The organism is Microbacterium sp. 22179, assembly GCF_052045715.1.
Lineage (GTDB): Bacteria > Actinomycetota > Actinomycetes > Actinomycetales > Microbacteriaceae > Microbacterium > Microbacterium galbinum.
On the sequence record NZ_JBQEPJ010000008.1, the window covers coordinates 64,290 to 88,463 of the forward strand.

The window sequence follows — 24,174 nt, forward strand, 5'->3', positions numbered from 1 at the left end:
TCACAGCACGTCCTTCCGTCGCCGCCACTCGTCTCCGATGACCGGTGCCGGTGCGGGTGACCCGCCCGGTGCCACCACGTCCTCGGGCAGCACGCGCTCGGCCCGATAGTCGGTCGACGTGACCGAGGTCGCCTGACCGAGTTCGTTCCACAGGCCGTCGAGCCCGTCCACCCGCGGGTCACCCGACTCCTCGACCATCTCGGCGGTCTCGACGTAGGTATCGAGCATGTGCGGTTCGAGCGTGAGATCTTGCAGACCCTCGACCGGATCGCCGACGCGCTCCGCGGTGAAGCTGTCGGGAGAACCGGTCCCGCCGGGTGATCCGCCGCCGGCCAGGGAAGACACGACATCGTCGGTGTGCCGCAACTGCACGAGCGTCTGGTCGTCGTCGAGCGTCGGCTCGACCGGGCTTCCCGCGGTGATCTCCACACCGACGTCGTAGACGTCGTCCATCGCGAGATGCGAGGCGATCGCCCCTCCCTGCGAGTGCCCGACGACATCGACCCGGTCACCCGGTTTCGCACCGGACGCCTTGAGCGCATCGAGGGTCGCCTGGTACGACGCCGACTTCGCCCCCGCGTAGAGCTGGAAGTTCGACTTCATGTCCCACGGGTCGCTCCCGCCATGCAGAACGGACTGCGTGCCCTTCACATACGCGACGAAGCGGTTCGTCCCATCGGGCATCGTGTACTTCTCCACCCGCACCTGCGCTCCCCCGGAATTCGGGAACCGCTGGAGGGCCTCCGGCAGCGAGGTCGGCGGGGCTTTCGGGCTCGTCGTCGCGACCGGAGTGACGCGCACGGCATCCGCCCTGCCCTGCAGCGTCGTCCCCTTCGGGATCACCCCCCTGCCGAGCAGGGCCGCCGCCATACCGATCCCGCCGAAGAGTCCACCGAACGACGTACCGAACCCGACCTGTGCATCGAGTCCGTCGAACCGGTGCGTGCCCCAGTCCAGAACGAGGGCAGTGACGAGGCCCTGAACGCGGGGGTCGGCATCCAGGATCTCGTCGGCCCGTGCGTTCAAGGCAGCCGCCGCAGCGGCATCGCTCGCGGCGAGCGCCTCCGCCTGCGCGCGCAGCTCGACCACCTCGTACGCATCCGCCATGAGCAACGTCGAGGACGCCGTCGTCTCGGCCGTAAGCCGCAGCTCGTCGAGTCGCGTGCGACTGCGGCCGAGCGCATCGAAGCCGCTCCACGAACGGCAGACGGCCGATCCCATGAGCAGCGCGTAGGCGCTACCGGCGGCGGCCGCACCCTGCGCGAGCGACCCCGCCGCCGCGGCCAACCGTGTGCCGATGTCGCGCAGCACCTCAGTGTCGACCGCGATCGCGCCGCCGTAACGGATGTCGAGGTCGTCGCTCATCCGAGCCCCGCCGCTCGCTGCTCGGCCTCGGTCGACTCCAGGATCATCACCTCGAGGGCGATGAGACCGCGCTGCTCGGCCATCGTCTCGTGCAGCGACCGCAGCCCGTCGGACGACCATTCGGTCTCGTCGACGAGCGGATCGAGCGTCGCCGCTGCGGTCTGCGTGAAGTCGAGGGCGACGCGGAGCTGAGCCCCGGCCTGCTGCCACATCGACAGGTCGTACGGGGTCCACTCATCGGTGGTCGGGAGGGCGATCGAAGAGTACATGCCCACAGCCTGCGCCGCGCGACGACTCGGCGATCGCCGTGGGCGCACGAGCGGTGCAGAGCCTCGCTCGATCGCGAGCTGTGCAGGATGAGTCCGACCCCGAACTGTGCACGACGGCCCGGGAGCGGCAGAATGGTTCTGTGACATCCCCGGATCCCTTTCGCGTGATCTTCGTGTGCACGGGGAACATCTGCCGATCCCCCATGGCCGAGGTCGTCTTCCGCGACCTCGCCGAGCATCAGGGGCTGGGCTCGCGCATCGTCTCGCGCAGCGCGGGCACGGGCGACTGGCACCTCGGCGAGCGCGCCGACCACCGCACGATCGACTCGCTCGCCCGCCGCGGGTACGACGGATCGCAGCACCGCGCGAAGCAGTTCACCGCGGCATCCTTCCTCGAGAACGACCTCATCGTGGCCCTCGACCGCACGCACGAGCGCATCCTGCGCGAGTGGGCGCGCGACGAGGATCAGGAGGGGAAGGTCACCCTCCTCCTCGGCTTCGACCCCGACGCCTCGACCCACGATGTGCCCGACCCCTACTACGCCGGCCCCGAGATGTTCGATTCGGTGCTCGGTATGATCGAGACGGCGACTCGCGGGCTGTTCCGTCAGCTCGAACCCGCCCTGCGCCAGCCCCGCACGCCCCGCATCTGACGGGCCCGATCAGGAGGATTCCCCTGACTTTCCAGCCTTCGCTTCCGCCGCAGCCCCTGAGCCCCCTCGACGGTCGCTACCGTGGCGCCGTCACCGGACTCGCCGACTTCCTCTCGGAGGCCGGCCTCAACCGGGCCCGCGTCGAGGTCGAGGTCGAGTGGCTCATCGCCCTCACCGACCGCTCGCTGTTCGAGACCTCCCCCCTGTCGGATGCCGACAAGGACCGCCTCCGCGCCCTCTACCGCGACTTCGGCCAGGCCGAGATCGACTGGCTCGCCGAGAAGGAGGCGGTCACCCGCCACGACGTCAAGGCCATCGAGTACCTCGTGCGCGACCGCCTCTCGACGCTCGGCCTCGACGCCATCGCCGAGCTGACGCACTTCGCCTGCACGAGCGAGGACATCAACTCGGTCTCGTACGCGCTCACCGTCAAGCGCGCGGTCGAGAGCGTCTGGCTCCCCGCCCTCGACTCCGTCATCGCCAAGCTCCGCGAACTCGCGGTCGAGCACGCTGACGCCGCGATGCTCTCGCGCACCCACGGCCAGCCCGCGACGCCGTCGACCATGGGCAAGGAGATCGCCGTGTTCGCGTGGCGTCTCGAGCGCGTGCGCGGCCAGATCGCCGCATCCGATTACCTGGCGAAGTTCTCGGGCGCGACCGGCACGTGGTCGGCGCACCTGTCGGCCGACCCCGACGCCGACTGGCCGACCATCGCCCGCGAGTACGTCGAGGGCCTGGGTCTGGGCTTCAACGTGCTCACCACTCAGATCGAGTCGCACGACTGGCAGGTCGAGCTCTACGACCGCGTGCGTCACGCCGGCGGCATCCTGCACAACCTCGCCACCGACATCTGGACGTACATCTCGCTCGGCTACTTCGCGCAGATCCCCGTCGCCGGTGCGACCGGGTCGTCGACCATGCCGCACAAGATCAACCCGATCCGCTTCGAGAACGCCGAGGCGAACCTCGAGCTCTCGGCCGCACTGCTCGGGTCGCTCTCGCAGACGCTCGTCACGAGCCGCCTGCAGCGCGACCTGACCGACTCCACCACGCAGCGCAACATCGGCGTCGCGTTCGGGCACTCGCTGCTCGCGCTCGACAACCTGCGCCGCGGGCTCAATGAGATCTCGCTCTCGCGCGACGTGCTGCTCGCCGACCTCGACGTGAACTGGGAGGTGCTCGCCGAAGCGATCCAGACGGTCATCCGCGCCGAGGTCGTCGCCGGTCGCTCGAGCATCACCGACCCGTACGCCCTGCTCAAGGAGCTCACCCGCGGACACCGCGTCGGCGGCGCCGAGCTCGCCGAGTTCGTGCAGGGCCTCGAGATCGGCGACGCGGCGAAGCAGCGCCTGCTCGCGCTGACCCCCGCCACGTACACGGGAATCGCCGAACGCCTCGCGCGCTGACGCCTCTCCGCCACGCAGAAACGCACCCCATGCCCATCGGGCGGGGTGCGTTTCTGCGTTCGGCTCGGGCACGCGCGTGCACCAACTCAGGAAGATCGGTCGACCGCGATCGACGGATCCGCGGGATTCCGCGGGTGACCCCACTCGGCGGCCACGGTTTTCCTGATCTATGACACGCGCCTGGCGGGCACGCCGCCGGCAGGACTACTCCGTGCGGTCGGCGCGGGCGTCGCCCGCGGCAGTGCCGTCGTCGTCGGACTCGGGGTCGTAGAGCACGGGACGGTCGACCGTCTTCGTGACGTCGGCCGGATCGACGGCCAGGATCAGCATCGCCAGCATGAGCAGCGTCACGATGAACGCACCGCCGCCGACGACCAGTCCCAGCATCACCGGGGTGAGGCCCTCGTAGCTGCCGTTCGCGATCGCGGTGTTCACGCGGGCCGTGAAGGCACCGGTCGAGACGAGCGTCACGATCATCGCGAACACACCGCACGCGAGGGCGATGCCCAGCAGGTGCAGCGGCCGCAGGATGTCGCGGCGGGTGGGCTTCTCTTCGCTCATCGGGCGTCTCCGCTCTCGGCGGGAACGGATGCCGGGGCGACGGCATCCGCCTTCTGGGGCGTGAGTCCGGCGATGCCGAGGAAGACGGCGACGAGCGCGGCGTAGCCGCCGAGCATCCCGACCCCGAGGATGATGCCGGTCAGCTCGAAGGTGCCCGCTTCCTTGATCGTGTAATCGTGGGTGAAGCCGGCGGGGATCACCCAGAGCAGCACGGCGAGCAGGATGCCGAACGACCCGATGATGACGGAGTCACGAGCCGTCGGGTCCGTGCCGATACGGCGAGCGCGGATGCCGGCGAGCAGTTCGGTCAGACCCGTCGCGAGCGCCCAGGCGCCGACGACGATGAAGAAGACGTCGTTCGTGCGCCACACGGGGATGCCGGTCGCCATGCCGGCCGCGACGCTGAGCAGGCCGATCACGACGGCGGGCCACCGCGATCCCGCAGGGAACACCAACCACACCGACAGCAGCATCACGAGGGCCGTCGCGATCGCGAAGCCGCTGAAGACCGAGAGACCCACCGCCGCGGAGTGATCGGACGAGAACGTGATCATGAGGGCGGCGACGGCGGCGAACAGCGCGCGCAGCAGTTGCACGTTGCGCACGGTGAAGGTGCGGGAAGGGGCAGACATGAAGATCCAGAGTCCTCCGGGGTTGTGCTCCCAGTCTACGCGGGGGCGCCGGGGCGGAAGGACGGGGCTGTTCGCGGGGCCCGATGGATCTCCCCAGATCGATCATCGGGCCCCACGAGTACGCAGCACGGGGGCATCGCTGCGCCCGATCATCCTCCGCAAGGGCGGGCACCCTGCCTGCGTCGAGACGATCACGTCGACCCCACTTCGTCACCCAGGTCCCCAGGGGTGGCCTCGTGCGGTCGTAAGCTCACTCTAAACAGCAGTTCTTCACATACCGGAGGGGGTCTGTGATGGAGAGTGAAGATTTTCTGAAGCCCTCGAACGGGCCCGGCTTCGCGGCCGCGTTCCGAGATGCGATCAACGCGCGCCGCGTGACCCTGTCGTGGGTGCAGGAGCGTCTGCGCGCCCGCGGCAACCGGGTGTCGATGGCGACGTTGAGCTACTGGCGCTCGGGGGCGCGGCATCCGGAGGGCGCGCAGTCGCTGGCCGCGGTCGCCGATATCGAGGAGCTGCTGCACCTCGACCGCGGTGCACTGACCGGGCTGCTGCGGTCGTCGCGCACGGGGCCGCTCGGACCGAACCTCTTCCCGATCGACGAGCACGCCATCGAAGAAGCCGTGAAGGAGGCCTTCGCGGCGCTCGGTGCGGAATACCCCGACACCTCGCGCGAGCTGACGACGCACTCGGTGACGGACGTCGGGATCGAGGGGCACGTCGTGCAGAGCCGCACGCGCAGCATCGTGCAGTCGACGATCGGCACCATCACGGCGATCCCGTTCCTCGAGCTCACCCCCGGCATCCCCACTCCCGCGCCGGAGTTCGCCGCCGACTTCGGGGGTCGCATCGCTAATCGCTACTCGCACCCCAACGGCGAGGTGCACGGCGTGCTGTTCGAGCTCGACGCACCGCTCACGGCGCCGAACACGGCGATGGTCGAGTGGTCGGTGTCGTATCCGCCGGGGTACCCGCCGCAGCTCGAGACCGGGCACGCGGTCGCCCGCCAGTGCCGCGAACTGCTGGTGTGGACGAGGTTCCATCCCGAAGCGCTGCCGGACTGGTTCGAGGAGCAGGTCGACACTCCGCAGAGTCAGACCGCGACACCGATGGCCCTGGAGTCGGGCACATCGATCCACCAGGTGCGCCGCGCGTTCGGGCCGGGCGCGCTGCTGCTGCGCTGGGGCTTCGGCGAGCGCGACTGAGCCGGATCCGCCGCCGCGTCAGCCGGGCTGATCGCCCGTCGCGACCGGACGCCCCGGCGTGTTCGACCACTGGCTCCACGAACCGGGGAAGACCTTCGCGTCGATGCCGACCTCGTCGAGCACGAGCGCCGTGTGCGCGGCGGTGACGCCCGAGCCGCAGTACGCCGCGACGCGGGTGCCCTCGGAGATGCCGACGGTGGCCAGGTTCGCGCGCACGGTCGCGGCGTCGAGGATGCGTCCGTCGGCGTCGAGGTGCAGCATCGTGGGCAGGTTGACGGCGCCGGGGATGTGCCCGGCGATCGGGTCGAGGGGCTCGGTCTCACCGCGGTAGCGCTCGGGAGCGCGCACGTCGAGCAGCACTCCGGATGCCGGGAACGCCGCCGCCTCGTCGATCGACAGGGCGTCGTCGCCGATCTCGCGGAGCACCGCGGTGCCTTCCTCGGGCGACTCATCGGCCGTGTCGATATCGTGACCGGCGGCGATCCATCCGCGGATGCCGCCCTCGAGCACGTGCACGTCGACGCCCGCCTGGCGCAGCAGCCACCACGCCCGCGCAGCGGCGAGGCCCTTCGCATCGTCGTAGGCGACGACCAGATCGCCGTCGTGCACACCCCAGCGGCGCACCGCCCGCTGCAGGGTCTCGGTCGACGGCAGCGGGTGCCGCCCTTCCGAAGCCTCGCCGTGGGTCGCGAGCTCGGAGTCGAGCGGCACGTACACGGCGCCCGGGATGTGCCCCTCGAGATACTCCGCGTGGCCGTCGGGGCGGTCGAGCCGCCAGCGCACGTCGATCACGCGCACGGGGGCACCCTGCTCGCGCAGGTCGCTCAGTTCGTCGGGGCTCACGAAGTTGCTCATGCAGCGAGGCTACCGACGCGTTCGATGCATCCGCTCGGAGCCGACATTCTTCGTGATCTTCCGGCATCCCGCACGGCGCTATCCTCGATGAGGCAGCCGTCGAGAAAGGGCCCCGCGATGCCCACCCGTCTGCGCTGGATGCGCTTCCGCCCGCAGGAGGCCGCCCTCATCGCGATCACCGCGGTCTGGGGCAGCACCTTCCTGCTCGTGCACTGGGCGATGCAGCACTCGGGTCCGTGGTTCTTCGTGGGGCTGCGCTTCCTCGTGGCGGGACTCATCAGCGTCGTCATCTTCCACCGCGTGCTGCGCGGCATCCGCTGGCGGGACATCGGCGCCGGCGTCGCGATCGGCGTCATGATCTATCTCGGCTACGGCTTGCAGACCGTCGGACTGCAGACGATCGACTCCAGCACCTCCGCCTTCATCACCGCGATGTACGTGCCGCTGGTGCCGCTCGCGCAGTGGGCCGTCTTCCGCAAACGCCCACCCGCGATGGCGTTCGTCGGGGCGGCGCTCGCGTTCGTCGGGCTCGTGCTGATCGCCGGACCCGACGCGTTCTCCCTCACCCTCGGCGCCGGCGAGATCGCCACGATGATCAGCACTCTGCCGATCGCGGCCGAGATCATCCTCATCAGCGTGTTCGCCGGGCGCATCGACCTCGGACGCATCACGATCGTGCAGCTGCTCACGGCGGGCGTGCTCGGACTGCTGACGATGCCGGTGGTCGGCGAGGGGTTCCCTGCGTTCTCGTGGGTGTGGGTCGTGTGCGCGGTCGGGCTGGGCGCGGCGAGCTGCCTCATCCAGCTCACGATGAACTGGGCGCAGAAGTCGGTCTCCCCCACGCGCGCGACGATCATCTACTCGGGTGAACCGGTCTGGGCGGGCGTGATCGGGCGCATCGCCGGTGAGCGCCTGCCCGCCCTCGCCCTGGTCGGCGGCGGACTCGTGGTGCTCGGCATACTCGCGAGCGAGCTGAAGTTCGTGCGGCGGCGGGCGGATGCCGCGTCCGGAGGAATTTCGGGAATAGACCCGGCCGCGCCGCGTTCTACCCCACATGATTGAAAGTTCAACGGTGGTTCCTCTCGCCTCCGAGCGGACCCGCGTGCGCGTACCGATGGCCTTCGCCGACGGGTACTCCACCACCGCCGACGTCGTCACCTTCGATGGCCTCGTCGACGGACGCGAGCACCTGCTCCTCGGCCTCGGCGACTGGCGCGCGGCGCTCGACCGGGCAGCCGACGGCGGCCCCGCACCCCTCGTGCGCCCGCACAGCGAGTGCCTTACCGGAGACGTCTTCGGTTCGCAGCGCTGCGACTGCGGCCCCCAGCTGCGCGAGGCCGTCGAGCGCATCGCCGACGAGGGCGGCTTCCTTCTGTACCTCCGCCAGGAGGGTCGCGGCATCGGCCTCTACGCCAAGCTCGACGCCTACGCGCTGCAGGACTCCGGCCTCGACACCTACGAGGCGAACGTCGCCCTCGGTCGCGGTGAGGACGAGCGCGACTACACCGTCGCCGCTCAGATGCTCGCGGCGGTCGGCGTCGACGGCATCCGCCTGCTCAGCAACAACCCCGACAAGGCGCGCCAGCTCGAGGACCTCGGCATCCGCGTGACCGAGCACGTTCCCACCGGGGTGCACCTCTCGGAGGCGAACACCCGCTACCTCGAGGCCAAGCGCGACCACACCGCGCACACCATCGACCTCTCGGCGGCGTGAGCATGGACGCGCCGATCGACGGACAGACGGATGCCGTGCGGCACCCGCGCCGGCTCGACGACGCCGAGATGCAGACGTGGCTGCCGGTCATCCGCTTCGTGCAGCTGCTGCCGCAGGTGCTCGATCGCGCGCTGAAGGACGAGGTCGGCCTCAACCACGCGCGGTACGCGATCCTCATCATGCTCGCCGGGCAGATCGACGGCGGGGCGACCACCATGACCGAGCTCGCCCGCATCGCGGGGCTCAGCCGGTCGCGCCTGAGCCACGCGATCGACTCCCTCGAGGAACGCGGCTGGGTGGAACGCACGTCGTGCGGCGCCGACAAGCGCACGCTCTCCGCGGCCCTCACCCCGGCCGGGCGCGACCTGTTGCGCGAGGCGGCGCCCGTGCACGTCGAGCAGATCCGCGAACTCGTGCTCGACCCTCTCACCGACGAGGAGCGCGGTCAGCTCGCCGGCATCCTCACGAAGCTGCTGCCCGGGGTGACGGCGGCGCTGTAGGCGTTCTGCTCGGGTTCTGCTCTGAGCAGAAACGATGGATGCCGCCGAACCGTGCGTCGTACCGTGAGGCATGGCCGACATCGTCCCCTTCCCGCGCACGCCCCGCCCGAGCGAACCCGAGCCGCTGTGGCGCCATCTCCTCGGCGAGCAGTTGCGCCGACGCCGCCACGACCGCGGTGAGACGCTCACCGAGACCGCCGATACCGCGGGAGTCTCGCCCCAGTACCTCTCGGAGGTCGAGCGCGGGCGCAAGGAGCCGTCGAGCGAGATGATCGCCGCGATCGCCGGCGCACTCGACACCAGCCTCATCGAGCTCACCAGCGCGGTGGCCGATGAGCTGCGCACGGCGTCGGTGCCGGCATCCGCTCGTGCATCGGCCTTCGCCCTCGCGGCCTGACTTTTCGCGGGGGCTGGGGCGCTTCGACGGGCTCAGCGACCCAGGGTGGTGGCCCACCAGCCTGGGGCCCTGAGCCTGTCGAAGGGCCCGCCCTGCGCCCCTACCCCCGCTCGCCCAGCACCGTGTCGATCAGTCCGTAGGCCTGGGCGGCGGATGCCGTGAACACGCGGTCGCGGTCGGTGTCGGCGCGCAGCTCCCGGGCCGTGCGGCCGCTGTGCCGGGCGAGGATCTCCTCCATGTCGGAGCGCACCCGCACGACCTCGTCGGCCGCGAGGATCAGGTCGGGGATCGCCCCGCGCGACTGCCCCGCCGGCTGGTGCAGCACCAGTCGGGCGTGCGCGAGTGCGGCCCGCTCCCCCGGTGCTCCGGCGGCGACGAGCAGGGCGGCGGGTCCGATCGCCTGGCCCACGCACGTCGTCGCGATGCTCGGGCGGATGTGCTGCATGGTGTCGTAGATCGCGAGCGCCGCCCCCGGATCGCCGCCCTCGCTGTTGATGTAGAACTGGATCGCGCTCTCGGGGCTGTCGGCGTCGAGGTGCAGCAGCTGGGCGATCAGCGCGTTCGCGACGCCCGCGTCGATGCCGGTGCCGAGGTAGATGACGCGCTCGGCGAGCAGGTGCGAGTACACGTCCATGACGCGCTCGCCCCGCGGATGCTGCGCGATCACGTTCGGGATCGTGTAACCGCTCATGCGCCCGCCCCCAGTCCGACCCGCGCACGTCGACGCGGCATCACGTCGGTGAGCGACGACACGATCTCGTCGATGAAGCCGTAGTCGCGCGCCTGCTCGGCCGTGTACCAGCGGTCGTGCAGCGAGTCCTCGAAGATGCGCTCGCGGGTCTGCCCGGTGTCGTCGGAGATGAGTCCGAGCACCGTGTCGCGCATGTGGCGGAGGTCGTCGGCCTGCGTCTCGATCTCGCCCGCCGATCCGCCGATCCCCGCCGAGCCCTGGTGCATGAGGATGCGCGCGTGCGGCAGCGCCCGACGCTTGCCCGCGGCGCCCGCCGAGAGCAGGAACTGCCCGGCGCTGCACGCCAGCCCGAGCGCGAGGGTCGAGACGTCGTTGGGGATGATCCGCATGATGTCGCGGATCGCGAGCATCGACGGCACGGAGCCGCCGGGCGAGTGGATCCAGAGGGCGATGTCGGTCGCGGCGTCCTCGGCCGAGAGGGTGAGCAGCTGCGTCATCAGCAGCGTGCCGTTGTCGTCGTCGAGGGCGCCGTCGAGCACCAGGACGCGTTCGTGGAACAGGGCGCGTCGGGCCTCGGGCCCGAACTGCGGGAGGGGGTTCTCTTCGCTCATGCCCCCAGCATCCGCCGGTCGCCCCTCGCGCACGCCGGAATCCGCCCTCGGCCGATCCGCCGTGGGCAGAGGGCCCCTTCACGGCGCGTAACACCGCCGACTCACGCGGTTCCTAGGCTGGAGGCATGGCCAAGCATGAAGCGAACTCGTGGTCCGAGGACGGCATCAACTTCCGCACCCGCAAGTGGGTGCGCCCGGAAGACCTCAATGCCAACGGGTCGCTGTTCGGCGGGAGCCTGCTGAAGTGGATCGACGAGGAGGCCGCGATCTACGCGATCGTGCAGCTCGGCAACTACCGCGCGGTGACGAAGCTGATCTCGGAGATCAACTTCGAGGCCTCCGCCGTGCAGGGCGACCTGATCGAGATCGGCCTGACGGCCACGCACTTCGGCCGCACCTCGCTGACGATGCGGGCCGTCGCGCGCAACATGATCACGCGCAAGCGCATCCTCACGATCGAGAAGATCGTGTTCGTGAGTCTCGACGAGGACGGCAATCCGACCCCGCACGGCTACCGCGACATCACCTACAACCGCGACCGGATGCCCACCGAGCGGCTCTCGACCGGAACGGTCATCCTGCCCAAGCTCTGAGCGGCGGGCGCGAGCGCGGCGAACGCGGTCGCGAGGTCGGCGATCAGGTCGTCGGCATCCTCGAGTCCGATCGACAGGCGCAGCACGTCGGCGGCGGGGCGCGCCTCGGCCGGCACCGGCCGGTGCGTGAGCGCGGCGGGGTGCTGGATGAGCGAGTCGACGCCCCCGAGCGAGACCGCGTGGGTGAAGAGCGTGGTGGCCGAGGCGACGGCGGATGCCGCGGCATACCCGCCCTGCATCCGCATCGCGATCATCGCCCCGGTGCCGCGCATCTGACGGTCGAGGATGCCGTGCGGGTCGCCGTCGAGCCCGGGATAGAAGACCTCGGCGATCTCGGGCCGGTCGAGCAGCCACGACACGATGCGGCGGGCGTTCTCCTGCTGGCGCTGCATGCGCACGGGCAGTGTCGCGAGTCCGCGGTGCAGCAGATACGCGCCGAGCGGGTGGAGCAGGCCACCCGTCACGGCGCGTACGCGTCGCAGCGCTTCGGCGGTCTCCTCGCCGCAGGCCACGACTCCGGCGATCACATCGCCGTGCCCTCCCAGGTACTTGGTCGCGCTGTGCAGCGACATCGCCGCACCGAGATCGATCGGGTTCTGCAGGATCGGTGTCGCGAACGTGTTGTCGACGACCACCGGCACCTCGCCCGCGAGACGGACGACCTCGGCGATGTCGGCGATGTCGAGCGTGGGATTGGCGGGTGTCTCGAGCACCACGAGGCCGGTGTCGGGGCGGATGCTGCCCGCCACCTCGTGCGGATGGCAGTAGGTGACCTCGGCGCCGAGCAGCCCCGAGCCGAGCAGATGGTCGGTGCCGCCGTAGAGCGGGCGCACCGCGACGACGTGGCGCTTGCCGACCGCGTTGGTGTGAGCGAGGATCACGGCGGTCATCGCCGCCATGCCCGACCCGAAGGCGACGGATGCCTCGGCGTGCTCCATCTCGGCGAGCGCCTCTTCGAAGCGGGCGACGGTCGGGTTCCACAGGCGCGCGTAGACGAGGCTGCCGTCGGCGGGCGGGCGCCCACCGGTCGCCATCGCCTCGTAGGAGTCGCCGCCGCGCTCGACGTCGGGCAGTGGGTTCGTGGTCGACAGGTCGATCGGCAGCGCGTGCACTCCGAGATCCGCGAGGTCGGAGCGGCCGCTGTGGACGGCGACGGTGTCGGGATGCAGCGGGGCGGTCATCCCTCCATGTTGCGCGAATCGCGGCGTGGACGGTGAAAATCGACAGCATCCGCCGCCAATCACTTCGATCTCGCTATTCTGAGCAACAATGGATACTGAGGAGGACCCGACGTTGCCCAAACCCCCAGGATCGCCACTCGACGAGACCGACCTCGCGTTGCTCGCCGTGCTCACCCGCGAGGCCGACATCACGAACAAGGCGCTCGCCCACCGCCTGAACCTCGCCGAGTCCACCTGCGCTCACCGCGTGCGGGCGCTGCGCGAGCGCGGGATCATCCGCGATACGCGGATCCGCCTCGACGAGGCATCGGTCGGCTATCCGTTGCAGGCGATCATCAAGGTGCGCCTCGCCAACCACACCGGCCCCACCGTCACCGCGCTGTTCGACGCGCTCGCGAGCGTGCCACGGGTGCTGCAGGTCTTCCACGTCGCCGGGGTCGACGACTTCCTCGTGCACGTCGCCGTCGAGGACGCGACGGCGCTGCGCGACATCGTGCTCGAGCACATCACCGTGCATCCGGTCGTGCGCGGCACCGAGACGCAGTTGGTGTTCGAGCTGCGCGACGGCGCCGGGCTGCTCGCGCGCTAGCGGCGGCATCGGCTCGTTCCGGAATCAGCCATTCGCGCGACGGGACCGACGCACCTGCGCGAGGATGGAACGCATGACCCGCAGTGCCACCGCCGCCACGCAGACCATCCGCGAGATGCGCGACTTCCTGTTCGCGAACGCAACCGACTACGACGCCGCCCGCGCGGGGTTCGCGTGGCCGCAGGTCGACGAGTTCAACTTCGCGCTCGAGTGGTTCGACGTCGTCGCTGGCGAGACACCCGACCGCCCCGCGGTGCAGATCGTCGAGGCCGACCTCTCGCTGCGGTCGTGGACCTACGGCGAACTCTCCCGCCGGTCCGACCAGGTCGCCGCATGGCTGACCGGTCTCGGCATCCGTCGCGGCGATCACCTGATCGTGATGCTCGGCAACACGATCGAGCTGTGGGAGGTGATGCTCGCGATCACCAAGATCGGCGCGGTGTCGATCCCGACCTCGACGCTGCTGTCGGCATCCGACCTCGCCTACCGGATCGATCATGGCCGCGCCCGCGCGGTCGTCACCCTCGGCACCCTCGGCGACCGTCTCGCAGACATCGACGACGGCATCCTGCGCATCGGCATCGGCGACGGCATCCCGGCGGGCTGGGAGCGATTCGCCGACTCGGCGGATGCCCCGGCCGTCTTCGAGCCCGACGGCCCGACTCCCGCCACCGACACCTCGCTGCTGTACTTCACCTCGGGTACCACCAACCGTCCGAAGCTCGTGCAGCACACCCACGTCTCGTACCCGATCGGGCACCTGTCGACCATGTGGTGGCTGGGCGTGCGCCCCGACGACGTGCACCTCAACATCTCGTCGCCCGGCTGGGCGAAGCACGCGTGGTCGAGCTTCTACTCGCCGTTCCTCGCCGAGGCGACCGTGTTCGTCTACAACTACGCGCGCTTCGATGCGAACACCCTCATGCAGGTCATGGACACCCACCACGTGAGCACGTTCTGCGCGCCGCCGACGGTGTGGCGGATGCTCATCCAGGCCGACCTCGCCCGCCTCACGCACCCGCCGCGCGAGCTCGTCGGCGCCGGAGAACCGCTCAACCCCGAGGTCATCGACCGCGTGCGCGACGCGTGGGGCGGGACCATCCGCGACGGCTTCGGGCAGACCGAGATGACCTGCTGCGTGGGCAACTCTCCCGGGCAGCCGGTGAAGGTCGGCTCGATGGGGCGGCCGCTTCCCGGGTACCCGGTGGTGCTGCTCGACCCGGTGACCGGCGAGGTCGTCGACGGGGCGAGCGAGGGCGAGATCGCGCTCGACCTGTCGCACCCGCCGCTGGGGCTCATGGCCGGGTACTACGACGACCCCGAGAAGACCGCGGAGTCCCGCGTCGGCGGCTACCACCACACCGGCGACATCGCGGTGCGCGACGGCGAGGGGTATCTCACCTACATCGGGCGCGCCGACGACGTGTTCAAGGCATCCGATTACAAGATCTCCCCGTTCGAACTCGAATCGGTGCTGCTCGAGCACGACCTCGTGATCGAGGCGGCGGTCGTGCCTAGCCCCGACCCGACGCGCCTGTCGGTGCCGAAGGCGTACGTCTGCCTGACGGCGGATGCCGCGGCCAACGGCGAAGCCGCGCGCTCGATCTTCGCCTACGCGAACGAGCGGCTGTCGTCGCACCTCTGGGTGCGGGTCATCGAGTTCGTGGACGAGCTGCCCAAGACGATCTCGGGCAAGATCCGCCGCGTCGAACTGCGCGCCCGCGAGGCCGCCCGCGTCGAGGCCGGAGATGCGGCCGGGCAGCACTGGGAGCGCGACTACCGCTGAGAGCGTTCTCGGCCCAGCCGGTACTCAGCGCGCGAGAACTCGGCGAACGGGACTCAGCGCACGACGGCGATCGCGCCGGTCGCGGTGCTCGGCGCGCGCGCCGGGACGCGGATCGTGGTCGTGCCCGGGGCGGGCTGCGCCGCCTCGACCACCGCTGCCGCTCGTGCCGCGCTGCGCGTCATGCGCCCGTTGTCGGCGGCGCTGATGATCGCGCGCACGATGCCGCCGAGCACGAGCATCGCCCCCAGGGCCGCTCCCGAGATGATGAGGGGCAGCCACTGGTGGGCGAACGATGCCGTGGAGCTCAGGAGCGCCGCGGGAATCCACACCCCGACCGCCCCGCCGCTGAGCCCACCGGCACCGCGAGCGATCGCGGCCCCCGCCACGATCGCGCAGACGACGGCGATTGCCGCGCCGATCCATCCGATCGGAACCAGAAATCCGGCCAGGTCCCTGGCAATGGCAGCTGTCGTCATGATGACCCCCCGGTCTGCGGAATCTCCGCACTCTCCACAGTAGAAAAGCGTACGCGGATCCCCATCCGTCTCACGCATGATCTTTGTCATCCTTTCGGAGGACAGCGATCGGAACCCTTCTTCTACTAGACGACCGAAGTGCTCATTTCTGACGCGGTTTCCGCGTTCGATTCGCGTGGGGTCCGGATGCCTCAGCGGCGCGCCTTGCGGCGCGACGGGCGCAGGGTCAGCCGACGCAGGCCGCGCTTGCGCACGACGGGGATCGGCTGGGTGACGACCGCGTCGACCACCATCGATCCGTCGGTCGGGCCGACGATCGCCATCGCCGAGGTCTCGGTCGCCTCGGCGGGCGCGACCGGCAGCTTCGCGAGCGCGCGATGCGCCTTCACGTACGCGGGCACCAGCAGCACGATCGCGCCGACCCAGGCGAGCGGGTTGCTCAACGCGACGCCCGCGAACCCGATGACCGCGCCGAGTGCGACCGCCGCGACGACGCGCATGACCAGCTCGATCACCCCGGTGACCGTCGGCACGAGCGTGTGGCCGAGCCCCTGCAGGGCGCCGCGCAGCACGAACAGGATGCCGAGCGCCCAGTAGCCCGCACCGTTGATGATGAGCATGAGGTGCGCGAGATCGACGACCTCGTCCGACCCCTCGCCGACGAACAGGCGCACCATCGGCGCGCCGAAGGCGACGAGCAGTCCGCCGAGCACGAGGCCCGCGGCGATCGCCATCCACGTCGCCTCCTTGACCCCGCGGCGGATGCGGTCGGGGCGGCGTCCGCCGTGGTTCTGCGCCGCGTACATCGAGGTCGCCAGTCCCAGCGACGAGAGCAGGGCGACGGCGAGACCGTCGACGCGCGAGGCGGTGGTGTAGGCGGCGACGGCATCCGATCCCAGCGTGTTCAACGCGACCTGCACGGTCAGCGTGCCGATCGCGATGATCGAGGCCTGGAAGCCCATCGGCAGGCCGAGGCGCAGGTGCTCGGCGATGTCGGCGCGGGTGACGCGCCAGTCGCTGCGACGCAGGTGCAGCATCGGCAGGCGACGACGCACGAACTCGAGGCACAGGGCGACCGAGATGGCCTGGGCGATGACGGTGGCGAGGGCCGCTCCGCCGACGCCCCACTCGAGCGGGCCGACCATGAGCACGACGAGTCCGACGTTGAGCGCGCACGAGATCGTGAGGAAGACGAGCGGGGTGCGCGAGTCGCCGATCGCGCGGATGATCGCCGACAGGTAGTTGAAGAACATCGTGGCGCTCGCGCCGAGGAAGCTGATCTGCGTGAACGTCGTCGCCTCGGGCATGAGCTCGGCCGGCGTCTGCAGAAGGGCGAGCAGAGGGCCGGCGATCAGCGGCGCGCACGCCGTGAGGATCACGCTCGTCGCGCCGCTGAGCAGCACGCCGGTCGCGACCGAGCGACGGACGGCCGCGTTGTCCCGCGCACCGAACGCCTGGGCGATCGGGATCGCGAATCCGCTCGTCAGTCCCCACGCGAAACCGAGGAGCAGGAACAGCAGGGGTCCGGTCGCACCGACCGCGGCGAGCGAGGTCACGCCGAGGTGCCGCCCGACGACGATCGCGTCGGCGAACTGGTAGAGCTGCTGCACGACGTTGCCGAGCAGCAGGGGGATCGAGAAGGCGAGGATGACGCGCCACGGACGGCCCGTCGTGAGGGAGGTTGCCATGAGGGAGGACTCGCAGGGCTGGAGTACGGATGCGGGGATGGCGGCACTGCTCCGTGTCGCGGGAAAGAGTCTATCGAATCGATTCGGTGACGTGCACGCGAATCCGTGGATAGGGTGGGCGGATGAGCAGGTATCCGGCGACGATCGCGGGTGCCGTCGACCACGAGCTCGTCATCAAGAAGTCGCGGTTCCTCACGCACATCGCGCCGGTCGGGTCGGTCGAGGAGGCCGAGGCGGTGATCGCCGGCATCCGCAAGCGGGCGTGGGATGCCGCGCACAACTGCACCGCGATGGTGACCGGTCTGCTCGGCGATCAGGCCCGCTCGTCGGACGACGGAGAACCGTCGGGCACCGCGGGGATCCCGATGCTCGAGGTACTGCGCCGCCGCGAGCTGACCGATGTCGTCGCCGTCGTCACCCGCTACTTCGGTGGTGTGAAGCTCGGTGCCGGCGGGCTCGTGCGGGCCTATTCGACCGCGACCTCGGAGGCGCTCGACCTCGCCCGGCTGGTGCGGCGCGAGGCCCTCACCCAGGTGCGGATCGAGGTCGCGCACGCCGATGCCGGGCGCTTCGACAACCTGCTGCGCGACTGGGCGGGCCACCACGGTGCCACGCTCGGCGAGCCCGCGTACGGCGCGGCGGCCACGCTCGAGGTCTGGGCGCCGGCGCTCGAGATCGCGCACCTGACGGATGCCGTGGCCGCGGCATCCGGCGGGGACGTCGTGCCCGTGGTCGGTGTCGAGCGGGTGGTCGACGTTCCGGAGTGAGGTCGTTTCTCGGGGCAGCCCCTTCGACAGGCTCAGGGACCCGGTGCGCACAACTGGGTCGCTGAGCCTGTCGAAGCGTCCCCCACCCGCGCGGATATTCTGAGGGGATGTTCGACAGCCCGCTCTCGGCCTCGGCGTACGAGGTCCTCGGGGTGACGCCGGGCACCGACGACGACGAACTGCGCCGCGCGTATCGCGCCCGCCTGCGCGAGACGCATCCCGACACGGGCGGCGATGCGGCGGTGTTCATCCGGGTGCAGCGGGCGTGGGAACTCATCGGCACCCCCGCGGGCCGCGCGAGCTACGACCGCACGCGCAGCGGCGGAGACGAATGGCGCGCGCCCGAGCCCGTCCGCACCGACACACGCCCGCGACCGAAGACCTCCGGCGAGGCCGGCGCCTGGCGCCGTGCCCGCTACGTGGCACTGCTCGAGGAGTGGGCGGGCGAGAGCATCCCCGATCCGTACGCCCCGAGCCTCGTGCGCGCCGCACCCCGCGCCCTGCGCCGCCTGCTCGCCGACGCCCTCGCCGAAGAGGGCACCGCCCACGCGGTGGCGGGGCTGGGCATGGGCTTCACGCTCTGGCACGGGATCGCGACCGGGCCCGCGAGCGCCGGCGACGACCCGGATGCCGAGCACCGCCTCGACCACGTGATCCTCGGACCGTCGGGCCTGTACGGGGTGATGTCGGCCGACTTCGGCGGCGTCGTGGGGTTCCGCCGCGGCGAGATCACGGGCCCCAGCCTCGGGCACCGCGCCCCCGTGACCGACCTGCTCGCGCAGATCCGCTCCGTCGCCCGGGCGGCCCGCGTGACCTTCAGCGGCGCGATCGTGGTGCTGCCCGACGACGACCTGTCGATGCCCTCGACGCCTCTCGGGAGCATCCGCGGTCTGCCCGTCTTCGTCGTGCGCCGCAGCATCCTGCCCACTCTCCTGCGCCAGGGCTTGCCGGGTACGCGGGTGATCGGGGGCAACGAGCTGTTCGACATCCGCACGCGGTTGCGGCACAGCATCCGCCACCTCTGACGCACGCCGCACCTCTGACGCACGCGATCGGGCGACACGCGGGCCGACACGCCGCACTTTTGAATCACTAAAAAGAACGGGTAGGGTCGGAGACATGGAGACCACACTCGATCAGGCGCTTCGCAGCGCCGGACTGAGGGCGACCGCGGGCCGCGTCGCCGTTCTCGAGGCGCTGGACTCCATGGCCCATACGGATGCCGAACGCCTTTACCGGGCGATCTCGGAGGTGCTGCCGACCACGTCGATCCAATCGGTGCACAACATCCTCGCGGACCTGACGACGGCGGGCCTCGTCCGCCGGATCGAACCGGCAGGCTCCGCAGCGCTCTACGAACGGCGCATCGGCGACAACCATCACCACATCGTCTGCACCTCCTGCGGGGCAGTCGGCGATGTGGACTGCGTCGTCGGCGAAGCGCCGTGCCTCACCCCGTCGTCTTCGGGGGGATTCACCGTCCAGACAGCAGAAGTGACCTTCTGGGGCCTGTGCCCCAGCTGCCAGAACGCCGCGCAGTAGTCCGACGCATCCGCCACCGACCCGCCACCCGCGGAGAAGGGCTGTTCGCCGTACCCGCGCGCAGAAGGAGAACACCATGACGAAACCCGCCACCACCACCCAGACCGGCACTCCGGTCGCGAGCGACGCGCACTCGCTCACCGTCGGAGCCGACGGCCCCACCGTCCTGCACGACCGCTACCTCGTCGAGAAGCTCGCCTCCTTCAACCGCGAGCGGGTGCCGGAGCGCAACCCGCACGCCAAGGGCGGCGGCGCGTTCGGCGAGTTCGTCGTCACCGAAGACGTCTCGGCCTACACCCGCGCGGCCGTCTTCCAGCCGGGCGCCACCAGCGAGACGCTGCTGCGCTTCTCGTCGGTCGCCGGCGAGCAGGGCTCCCCCGACACCTGGCGCGACGTGCGCGGCTTCTCGCTGCGCTTCTACACGACCGACGGCAACCTCGACATCGTCGGCAACAACACCCCCACCTTCTTCATCCGCGACGCGATGAAGTTCCCCGACTTCATCCACTCGCAGAAGCGCCTCGGCGATTCGGGTCTGCGCGATGCCGACATGCAGTGGGACTTCTGGACGCTCTCGCCCGAGACGTCCCACCAGGTCACCTACCTCATGGGTGACCGCGGCCTGCCGCGCAGCTGGCGCCACATGAACGGCTACGGATCGCACACCTACCAGTGGGTCAACGCCGCGGGCGAGCGCTTCTGGGTGCAGTACCACTTCCTGTCGAAGCAGGGCGTCGAGGCGATGGGCGCCGATGAGGCCGAGCGCCTGGCCGGATCGGATGCCGACTTCTACCGCCGCGACCTGTTCGACTCGATCGCCGCGGGCGACTTCCCGGAGTGGGACGTCTACGTGCAGATCATGCCGTACGACGAGGCCAAGGCGTACCGCTTCAACCCGTTCGACCTCACCAAGACCTGGTCGAAGAAGGACTACCCGCGCATCAAGGTGGGCACGTTCACGCTGAACCGCAACCCGGAGAACTTCTTCGCGCAGATCGAGCAGGCGGCGTTCTCGCCCGGCAACCAGGTGCCCGGTACCGGCATCTCCCCGGACAAGATGCTCATGGCGCGCGTCTTCGCGTACCCCGACGCGCAGCGTCACCGGGTCGGCACGAACTACAACCAGCTGCCGGTCAACCAGCCGCATGCCGCAGAGACCCGCAACTACATGCACGAGGGCAACATGCAGTATCGGTTCAACCCCGCCGAGCACCGCGTCTACACCCCGAACTCCTACGGTGCGGCCGGCGGCCCCGAGGCCGACCCGCAGGCGGGTGTCGAGGCGAGCTGGGAGTCCGACGGCGAGCTGATCCGCTCGGCGGCGACCCTGCACAGCGACGACGACGACTTCGGTCAGGCGGGCACGCTGTACCGCGAGGTCTTCGACGACGTGCAGCGCGCACGCTTCCTCGAGACCCTGACCGGACAGGGCAAGTCGATCACGGTCGACGGCATCCGCGAGCGCTTCTTCCAGTACTGGACGAACGTCGACGCCGCGCTCGGAGAGGCCCTGCGCAGCCGCGTCTGAGCTGAATCGGGTCGCTGACGGATTCGCGTCGAGACCCACCACCCCTGTCGAGACCCATCGCCCCGCACGTCGGGGGCGGTGGGTTTCGGCGTTCCCGGTGGGTCTCGACGCGCGCGCACGCCTCACCGCAGGAGGAGAATGGATGCCGTGGCTGTCCCTCTCTCCGACCTCACCCGCATGCCCGAACCCCAGCAGATCTACGCCGCCGACGGCACTCGCCTCGCGACGTACACCTGGGGAGAGCTCGACGCCCCGGTCGTCGTGATCGTGCACGGGTTCGCCTCGAACGCCCGTGACAACTGGGTCCTCACCGGCTGGGTGCGCGAGCTCACCAAGGCCGGCTATCGCGTGCTAGCCCTCGACCAGCGCGGGCACGGACTCAGTGAGAAGCCGCACCAGGCCGAGGACTACAGCATCCGCACCCTCGTCACCGACGTCGAAGCCGTGATGGACGCGTACCTCGTCGACGACGCCGTGTACGTCGGATACTCGCTGGGCGCGCGGGTGGGCTGGGAGGTCGTGAAGGAGCTGCCGCACCGCATCGGCCGTGCCGTGCTCGGCGGGGTGCCCGACGGCATCCCCCTCGCCCGTCTCGACCTCGAACAGGTGCGCGCGTACATCGCCGACGGCACCCCGGTCGCCGACCCGACGACCCAGAACTACATCGCCCTCACCGAACGAGTGCCCGGCAACGACCTGCGCGCGCTCGTCGCGCTGGCCGAGGGCATGCGGGCGTCCGGGTCGATCGACCCCGACCCGGCGGATGCCCCCACCCGCCCGATCCTCTTCGCGACGGGGTCGAAGGACGCGATCATCGAGGGCTCGCGCGCCCTGGCATCGGCCGCCCCCGACGCCCGCTTCTTCGAGATCCCCGACCGCAACCACTTCAACGCCCCGGGCTCGTCGGCGTTCAAGAGCGCCGCGGTGGAGTTCCTGCAGGGCTGAGGCGGAGGGCTGGCGCGCTGGCTCATCCGGCCGCGCGCAGCGGAGGAGATCACACGCTCTGCAGGACCGTTTGCGGCATCCGCTCCTGCATTGCGCGAGATCTCCTGTGGACGTGATGCTCCGGGTACCCTGACGGCGTGACCACGAAGACAGAGCGCGGCTCACGGAGCGACGTCTTCCTGAGCGTCTTCCTGACGTGGATGCTGACGGCGTTCGGCTTCGGGGCCTCGATCGTCGCCCTGTGGCTGATCGCGTTCAGCGGGTGGGGTGAGCCCGGATCCAGCCCGCAGATCGTGTCCACCCTCACCGACGCGCACCTGATCGTCGGAGTGGGCGCGATCGCAGCCGGAACCGTGTTGTCGCTGGCGCTCCGCGAACACGCACGGCTCATCGCGCTCATCGTCTTCTGCGCCGTGGGGTTGTCGGCCACGGCATCCATCGTCGGCGCGTGGATGGTCGCTTCCGGCTGAGCGCCGATCCGGCCGCGCGCAGCGGAGGAGATCACACGCTCCGCAGGACCGGTTTCGGCATCCGCCCCTGCATTGCGCGAGATCTCCTGTGCAGCGCGTGCGTCAGTCGGCGGCTGCGCCGGGCGCCTGCTCGCCCTCGCGCGCGCGCCGCACGAACCAGGTGGTCGGGCCGATGACCGGCACCAGTGCGATGACCAGGAACCACAGCAGGAAGCGGATGCCGACGACTCGGCGATCACGCACGGCGGAGACGAGAGCGACCACCGCGTAGACCATCGCCGCACCCCACAGCGCGAAGAGGATCACGTCGTAGGCGGTGGGGATGAGCGGGTTGGCGTCCATACGGGAGTCTCCTCAGCGGTCGAGTGCCCAGCCTTTCACGCCGTCGGGCACCGCATCGGGCGGAGATCTCGGCGTTGGGCGGAGATTCCGGGGCAGTTCGTCCGCCCAACTCGGAGAACTCCGCCCAACTGCGCGCCCCCACGCTCGACCGCGCGCCCCGCGCCCACGCGCCCCCACGCCTAACCGCGCATGCCCCCGCGCCCCACGCATGCGAAAGGCCCGCCGCCTCCGAGAGACGACGGGCCGGGCAGAGACTCAGACGGCGGTCTCGGCGCGCTTCGGCAGCACCCATCCCGCGCGCGGGAAGTGGCAGGTGTAGCCGTTCGGGTACTTGATCAGGTAGTCCTGGTGCTCGGGCTCGGCCTCCCAGAACGGGCCCTCGGCCTCGATCGTGGTGACGGCCTTGCCCGGCCAGAGGCCCGAGGCGTCGACGTCGGCGATGGTGTCGCGGGCGACCTGCTGCTGCTCGGGGCTCAGCGGGAAGATCGCCGAGCGGTAGCTCGACCCGATGTCATTGCCCTGACGGTTGAGCGTCGACGGGTCGTGGATCTGGAAGAAGAACGCCAGGATGTCGCGATAGGTCGTCTTGGTCGGGTCGAACACGATCTCGACCGCCTCGGCGTGACCGGGGTGGTTGCGGTAGGTGGCGTGGTCGTTCTGGCCGCCCGTGTAACCGACCCGGGTGTCGAGCACGCCGGGCTGGCGGCGGATCAGGTCTTCCATGCCCCAGAAACAACCGCCGGCGAGAACCGCCGTCTCGGTGCCGGGGGTGCGGGTGATGGTTCCGGTGTCATCGGTCATGACTACTCCTCGGAGTCGTGGGTGGTGGTGCCGGTGCCGTCGGCGGAGAAGAGGCCGCTGTAGCGACCGTACCCCTCTTCGACGAGCTGGTCGGCGGGGATGAAACGCAGGGCCGCGGAATTCATGCAGTAGCGCAGGCCTCCGGCGTCGCGCGGGCCGTCGTCGAAGACGTGCCCGAGGTGGCTGTCGGCCCCGCTGGATCGCGCCTCGGTGCGCTTCATGAACAGCGAGCGGTCGGTGCGGGTGGTCACGGCATCCGCCTCGATGGGCTTCGTGAAACTCGGCCATCCCGTGCCGCTGTCGAACTTGTCGGTGGAGCTGAACAGGGGCTGGCCCGAGACCACGTCGACGTAGATGCCGGCGTCGTGGTTGTTCCAGTAGGCGTTACGGAAGGGCGGCTCGGTGGCGTCCTCCTGCGTGACCTCGTACTGCAGGTGCGTGAGGTCGCTGACGGCCTCGGGCGTCTTGCGGAAGTCGTTCGACATGGTCTGTGTCTCCTTTGTCCGACGCCGCTGGCTGCGACGTCTCTGATCACAACCAGCGAGCGACCCGTTTTGGTCCCGCAGGGCTGAGAGCGGGCTGTGAGTTTTGCTTCGTCACGCGAGCATGC

At 70.2% G+C, this 24,174-nt stretch carries 29 protein-coding genes; 16 read left to right on the forward strand and 13 right to left on the reverse strand.

Annotation, left to right across the window (positions count from 1 at the left end; all coding sequences use genetic code 11):
• Together ACTJKK_RS15380 and ACTJKK_RS15385 are read right to left on the reverse strand one after the other, a co-directional pair.
• Complete coding sequence (locus ACTJKK_RS15380) at positions 1-1,365, reverse strand: hypothetical protein (protein WP_440748613.1); 1,365 nt, start codon at positions 1,363-1,365, stop codon at positions 1-3.
• Positions 1,362-1,634, reverse strand: coding sequence for a hypothetical protein (locus ACTJKK_RS15385; RefSeq protein WP_440748614.1), 273 nt, complete (start codon positions 1,632-1,634; stop codon positions 1,362-1,364). The genes ACTJKK_RS15380 and ACTJKK_RS15385 overlap by 4 nt, the downstream gene beginning before the upstream one ends.
• A 164-nt stretch (positions 1,635-1,798) precedes the next feature.
• Between ACTJKK_RS15385 and ACTJKK_RS15390 the strand changes: the two genes are divergently transcribed.
• Positions 1,799-2,287, forward strand: coding sequence for a low molecular weight protein-tyrosine-phosphatase (locus ACTJKK_RS15390; protein WP_282185387.1), 489 nt, complete (start codon positions 1,799-1,801; stop codon positions 2,285-2,287).
• Between the two features lie 23 nt (positions 2,288-2,310).
• The gene (purB, locus tag ACTJKK_RS15395; protein ID WP_247624755.1) at positions 2,311-3,693 is read left to right on the forward strand and encodes an adenylosuccinate lyase; all 1,383 of its coding nucleotides are present in this window, start codon (positions 2,311-2,313) and stop codon (positions 3,691-3,693) included.
• A gap of 204 nt (positions 3,694-3,897) precedes the next feature.
• Here purB and ACTJKK_RS15400 read toward each other — a convergent pair whose 3' ends face one another.
• Together ACTJKK_RS15400 and ACTJKK_RS15405 are read right to left on the reverse strand one after the other, a co-directional pair.
• Positions 3,898-4,254, reverse strand: coding sequence for a hypothetical protein (locus tag ACTJKK_RS15400; RefSeq protein ID WP_440748615.1), 357 nt, complete (start codon positions 4,252-4,254; stop codon positions 3,898-3,900).
• On the reverse strand, positions 4,251-4,886 hold the full coding sequence (locus tag ACTJKK_RS15405) for an acyl-CoA synthetase (RefSeq protein WP_247957167.1): 636 nt from the start codon (positions 4,884-4,886) through the stop codon (positions 4,251-4,253). Before ACTJKK_RS15405 ends, ACTJKK_RS15400 begins: the two co-directional genes overlap by 4 nt.
• Before the next feature lie 293 nt (positions 4,887-5,179).
• Between ACTJKK_RS15405 and ACTJKK_RS15410 the strand changes: the two genes are divergently transcribed.
• Positions 5,180-6,088: a hypothetical protein gene (locus tag ACTJKK_RS15410; RefSeq protein WP_440748616.1), complete on the forward strand. Its 909-nt coding sequence runs from the start codon at positions 5,180-5,182 to the stop codon at positions 6,086-6,088.
• Positions 6,089-6,106: 18 nt separating this feature from the next.
• On the opposite strand, the gene ACTJKK_RS15415 is transcribed toward ACTJKK_RS15410, so the two are convergent.
• Complete coding sequence (locus ACTJKK_RS15415; RefSeq protein ID WP_440748617.1) at positions 6,107-6,943, reverse strand: sulfurtransferase; 837 nt, start codon at positions 6,941-6,943, stop codon at positions 6,107-6,109.
• Between the two features lie 117 nt (positions 6,944-7,060).
• Between ACTJKK_RS15415 and ACTJKK_RS15420 the strand changes: the two genes are divergently transcribed.
• From ACTJKK_RS15420 to ACTJKK_RS15435, 4 genes are all read left to right on the forward strand, one after another.
• Positions 7,061-8,005, forward strand: a complete 945-nt coding sequence (locus tag ACTJKK_RS15420) for a DMT family transporter (RefSeq protein WP_440748618.1) — start codon at positions 7,061-7,063, stop codon at positions 8,003-8,005.
• A complete protein-coding gene (locus tag ACTJKK_RS15425; protein ID WP_247633531.1) occupies positions 7,998-8,657 on the forward strand; it encodes a GTP cyclohydrolase II in 660 nt (219 codons plus the stop codon). Before ACTJKK_RS15420 ends, ACTJKK_RS15425 begins: the two co-directional genes overlap by 8 nt.
• Positions 8,658-8,659: 2 nt before the next feature.
• Positions 8,660-9,157, forward strand: coding sequence for a MarR family winged helix-turn-helix transcriptional regulator (locus ACTJKK_RS15430; protein WP_440748619.1), 498 nt, complete (start codon positions 8,660-8,662; stop codon positions 9,155-9,157).
• 70 nt (positions 9,158-9,227) lie between these two features.
• On the forward strand, positions 9,228-9,554 hold the full coding sequence (locus ACTJKK_RS15435; RefSeq protein WP_440748620.1) for a helix-turn-helix domain-containing protein: 327 nt from the start codon (positions 9,228-9,230) through the stop codon (positions 9,552-9,554).
• A gap of 100 nt (positions 9,555-9,654) precedes the next feature.
• Here ACTJKK_RS15435 and ACTJKK_RS15440 read toward each other — a convergent pair whose 3' ends face one another.
• Together ACTJKK_RS15440 and ACTJKK_RS15445 are read right to left on the reverse strand one after the other, a co-directional pair.
• Positions 9,655-10,245 (reverse strand): ClpP family protease, encoded by a 591-nt coding sequence (locus ACTJKK_RS15440; protein ID WP_247957173.1) that lies wholly within the window; start codon positions 10,243-10,245, stop codon positions 9,655-9,657.
• The gene (locus ACTJKK_RS15445; RefSeq protein WP_440748621.1) at positions 10,242-10,856 is read right to left on the reverse strand and encodes a ClpP family protease; all 615 of its coding nucleotides are present in this window, start codon (positions 10,854-10,856) and stop codon (positions 10,242-10,244) included. Before ACTJKK_RS15445 ends, ACTJKK_RS15440 begins: the two co-directional genes overlap by 4 nt.
• 125 nt (positions 10,857-10,981) lie before the next feature.
• Between ACTJKK_RS15445 and ACTJKK_RS15450 the strand changes: the two genes are divergently transcribed.
• Positions 10,982-11,449: an acyl-CoA thioesterase gene (locus ACTJKK_RS15450; RefSeq protein ID WP_247633526.1), complete on the forward strand. Its 468-nt coding sequence runs from the start codon at positions 10,982-10,984 to the stop codon at positions 11,447-11,449.
• Here the strand turns inward: ACTJKK_RS15450 and ACTJKK_RS15455 are convergent.
• Positions 11,383-12,630 carry a trans-sulfuration enzyme family protein gene (locus ACTJKK_RS15455; RefSeq protein WP_440748622.1) on the reverse strand — a complete coding sequence of 416 codons (1,248 nt, stop codon included), beginning with the start codon at positions 12,628-12,630 and terminating at the stop codon, positions 11,383-11,385. The genes ACTJKK_RS15450 and ACTJKK_RS15455 overlap by 67 nt on opposite strands.
• A gap of 88 nt (positions 12,631-12,718) precedes the next feature.
• Between ACTJKK_RS15455 and ACTJKK_RS15460 the strand changes: the two genes are divergently transcribed.
• Together ACTJKK_RS15460 and ACTJKK_RS15465 are read left to right on the forward strand one after the other, a co-directional pair.
• The gene (locus ACTJKK_RS15460; protein WP_440748623.1) at positions 12,719-13,219 is read left to right on the forward strand and encodes an Lrp/AsnC family transcriptional regulator; all 501 of its coding nucleotides are present in this window, start codon (positions 12,719-12,721) and stop codon (positions 13,217-13,219) included.
• A 73-nt stretch (positions 13,220-13,292) separates the two neighbouring features.
• The gene (locus tag ACTJKK_RS15465) at positions 13,293-15,005 is read left to right on the forward strand and encodes an AMP-binding protein (RefSeq protein ID WP_440748624.1); all 1,713 of its coding nucleotides are present in this window, start codon (positions 13,293-13,295) and stop codon (positions 15,003-15,005) included.
• Between the two features lie 53 nt (positions 15,006-15,058).
• Here ACTJKK_RS15465 and ACTJKK_RS15470 read toward each other — a convergent pair whose 3' ends face one another.
• Positions 15,059-15,481 carry a hypothetical protein gene (locus tag ACTJKK_RS15470; RefSeq protein WP_440748625.1) on the reverse strand — a complete coding sequence of 141 codons (423 nt, stop codon included), beginning with the start codon at positions 15,479-15,481 and terminating at the stop codon, positions 15,059-15,061.
• Positions 15,482-15,672: 191 nt separating this feature from the next.
• Entirely contained in the window at positions 15,673-17,169 is a 1,497-nt protein-coding gene (locus ACTJKK_RS15475) for an MATE family efflux transporter (RefSeq protein WP_440748626.1), read from the reverse strand.
• 122 nt (positions 17,170-17,291) lie between these two features.
• Between ACTJKK_RS15475 and ACTJKK_RS15480 the strand changes: the two genes are divergently transcribed.
• The 6 genes from ACTJKK_RS15480 to ACTJKK_RS15505 all read left to right on the forward strand — a co-directional run bounded on the left by ACTJKK_RS15480 (position 17,292) and on the right by ACTJKK_RS15505 (position 22,421).
• Positions 17,292-17,936, forward strand: coding sequence for an IMPACT family protein (locus tag ACTJKK_RS15480; RefSeq protein WP_336641487.1), 645 nt, complete (start codon positions 17,292-17,294; stop codon positions 17,934-17,936).
• Positions 17,937-18,043: 107 nt separating this feature from the next.
• Positions 18,044-18,961, forward strand: coding sequence for a J domain-containing protein (locus ACTJKK_RS15485; protein WP_440748627.1), 918 nt, complete (start codon positions 18,044-18,046; stop codon positions 18,959-18,961).
• Between the two features lie 94 nt (positions 18,962-19,055).
• Positions 19,056-19,478, forward strand: coding sequence for a Fur family transcriptional regulator (locus ACTJKK_RS15490; protein ID WP_247633516.1), 423 nt, complete (start codon positions 19,056-19,058; stop codon positions 19,476-19,478).
• A gap of 76 nt (positions 19,479-19,554) precedes the next feature.
• Positions 19,555-21,006 carry a catalase gene (locus ACTJKK_RS15495; RefSeq protein WP_247624169.1) on the forward strand — a complete coding sequence of 484 codons (1,452 nt, stop codon included), beginning with the start codon at positions 19,555-19,557 and terminating at the stop codon, positions 21,004-21,006.
• A gap of 138 nt (positions 21,007-21,144) precedes the next feature.
• Entirely contained in the window at positions 21,145-21,951 is an 807-nt protein-coding gene (locus ACTJKK_RS15500; protein ID WP_440748628.1) for an alpha/beta fold hydrolase, read from the forward strand.
• Positions 21,952-22,088: 137 nt separating this feature from the next.
• Complete coding sequence (locus tag ACTJKK_RS15505) at positions 22,089-22,421, forward strand: hypothetical protein (RefSeq protein ID WP_440748629.1); 333 nt, start codon at positions 22,089-22,091, stop codon at positions 22,419-22,421.
• A gap of 102 nt (positions 22,422-22,523) precedes the next feature.
• Here ACTJKK_RS15505 and ACTJKK_RS15510 read toward each other — a convergent pair whose 3' ends face one another.
• The 3 genes from ACTJKK_RS15510 to msrB form a co-directional block, all read right to left on the reverse strand.
• Positions 22,524-22,763: a PLDc N-terminal domain-containing protein gene (locus tag ACTJKK_RS15510; protein WP_440748630.1), complete on the reverse strand. Its 240-nt coding sequence runs from the start codon at positions 22,761-22,763 to the stop codon at positions 22,524-22,526.
• 255 nt (positions 22,764-23,018) lie between these two features.
• The gene (msrA, locus tag ACTJKK_RS15515) at positions 23,019-23,564 is read right to left on the reverse strand and encodes a peptide-methionine (S)-S-oxide reductase MsrA (protein WP_440748631.1); all 546 of its coding nucleotides are present in this window, start codon (positions 23,562-23,564) and stop codon (positions 23,019-23,021) included.
• Positions 23,565-23,566: 2 nt separating this feature from the next.
• Entirely contained in the window at positions 23,567-24,049 is a 483-nt protein-coding gene (gene msrB / locus ACTJKK_RS15520) for a peptide-methionine (R)-S-oxide reductase MsrB (RefSeq protein WP_440748632.1), read from the reverse strand.
• Positions 24,050-24,174 lie beyond the last annotated feature (125 nt).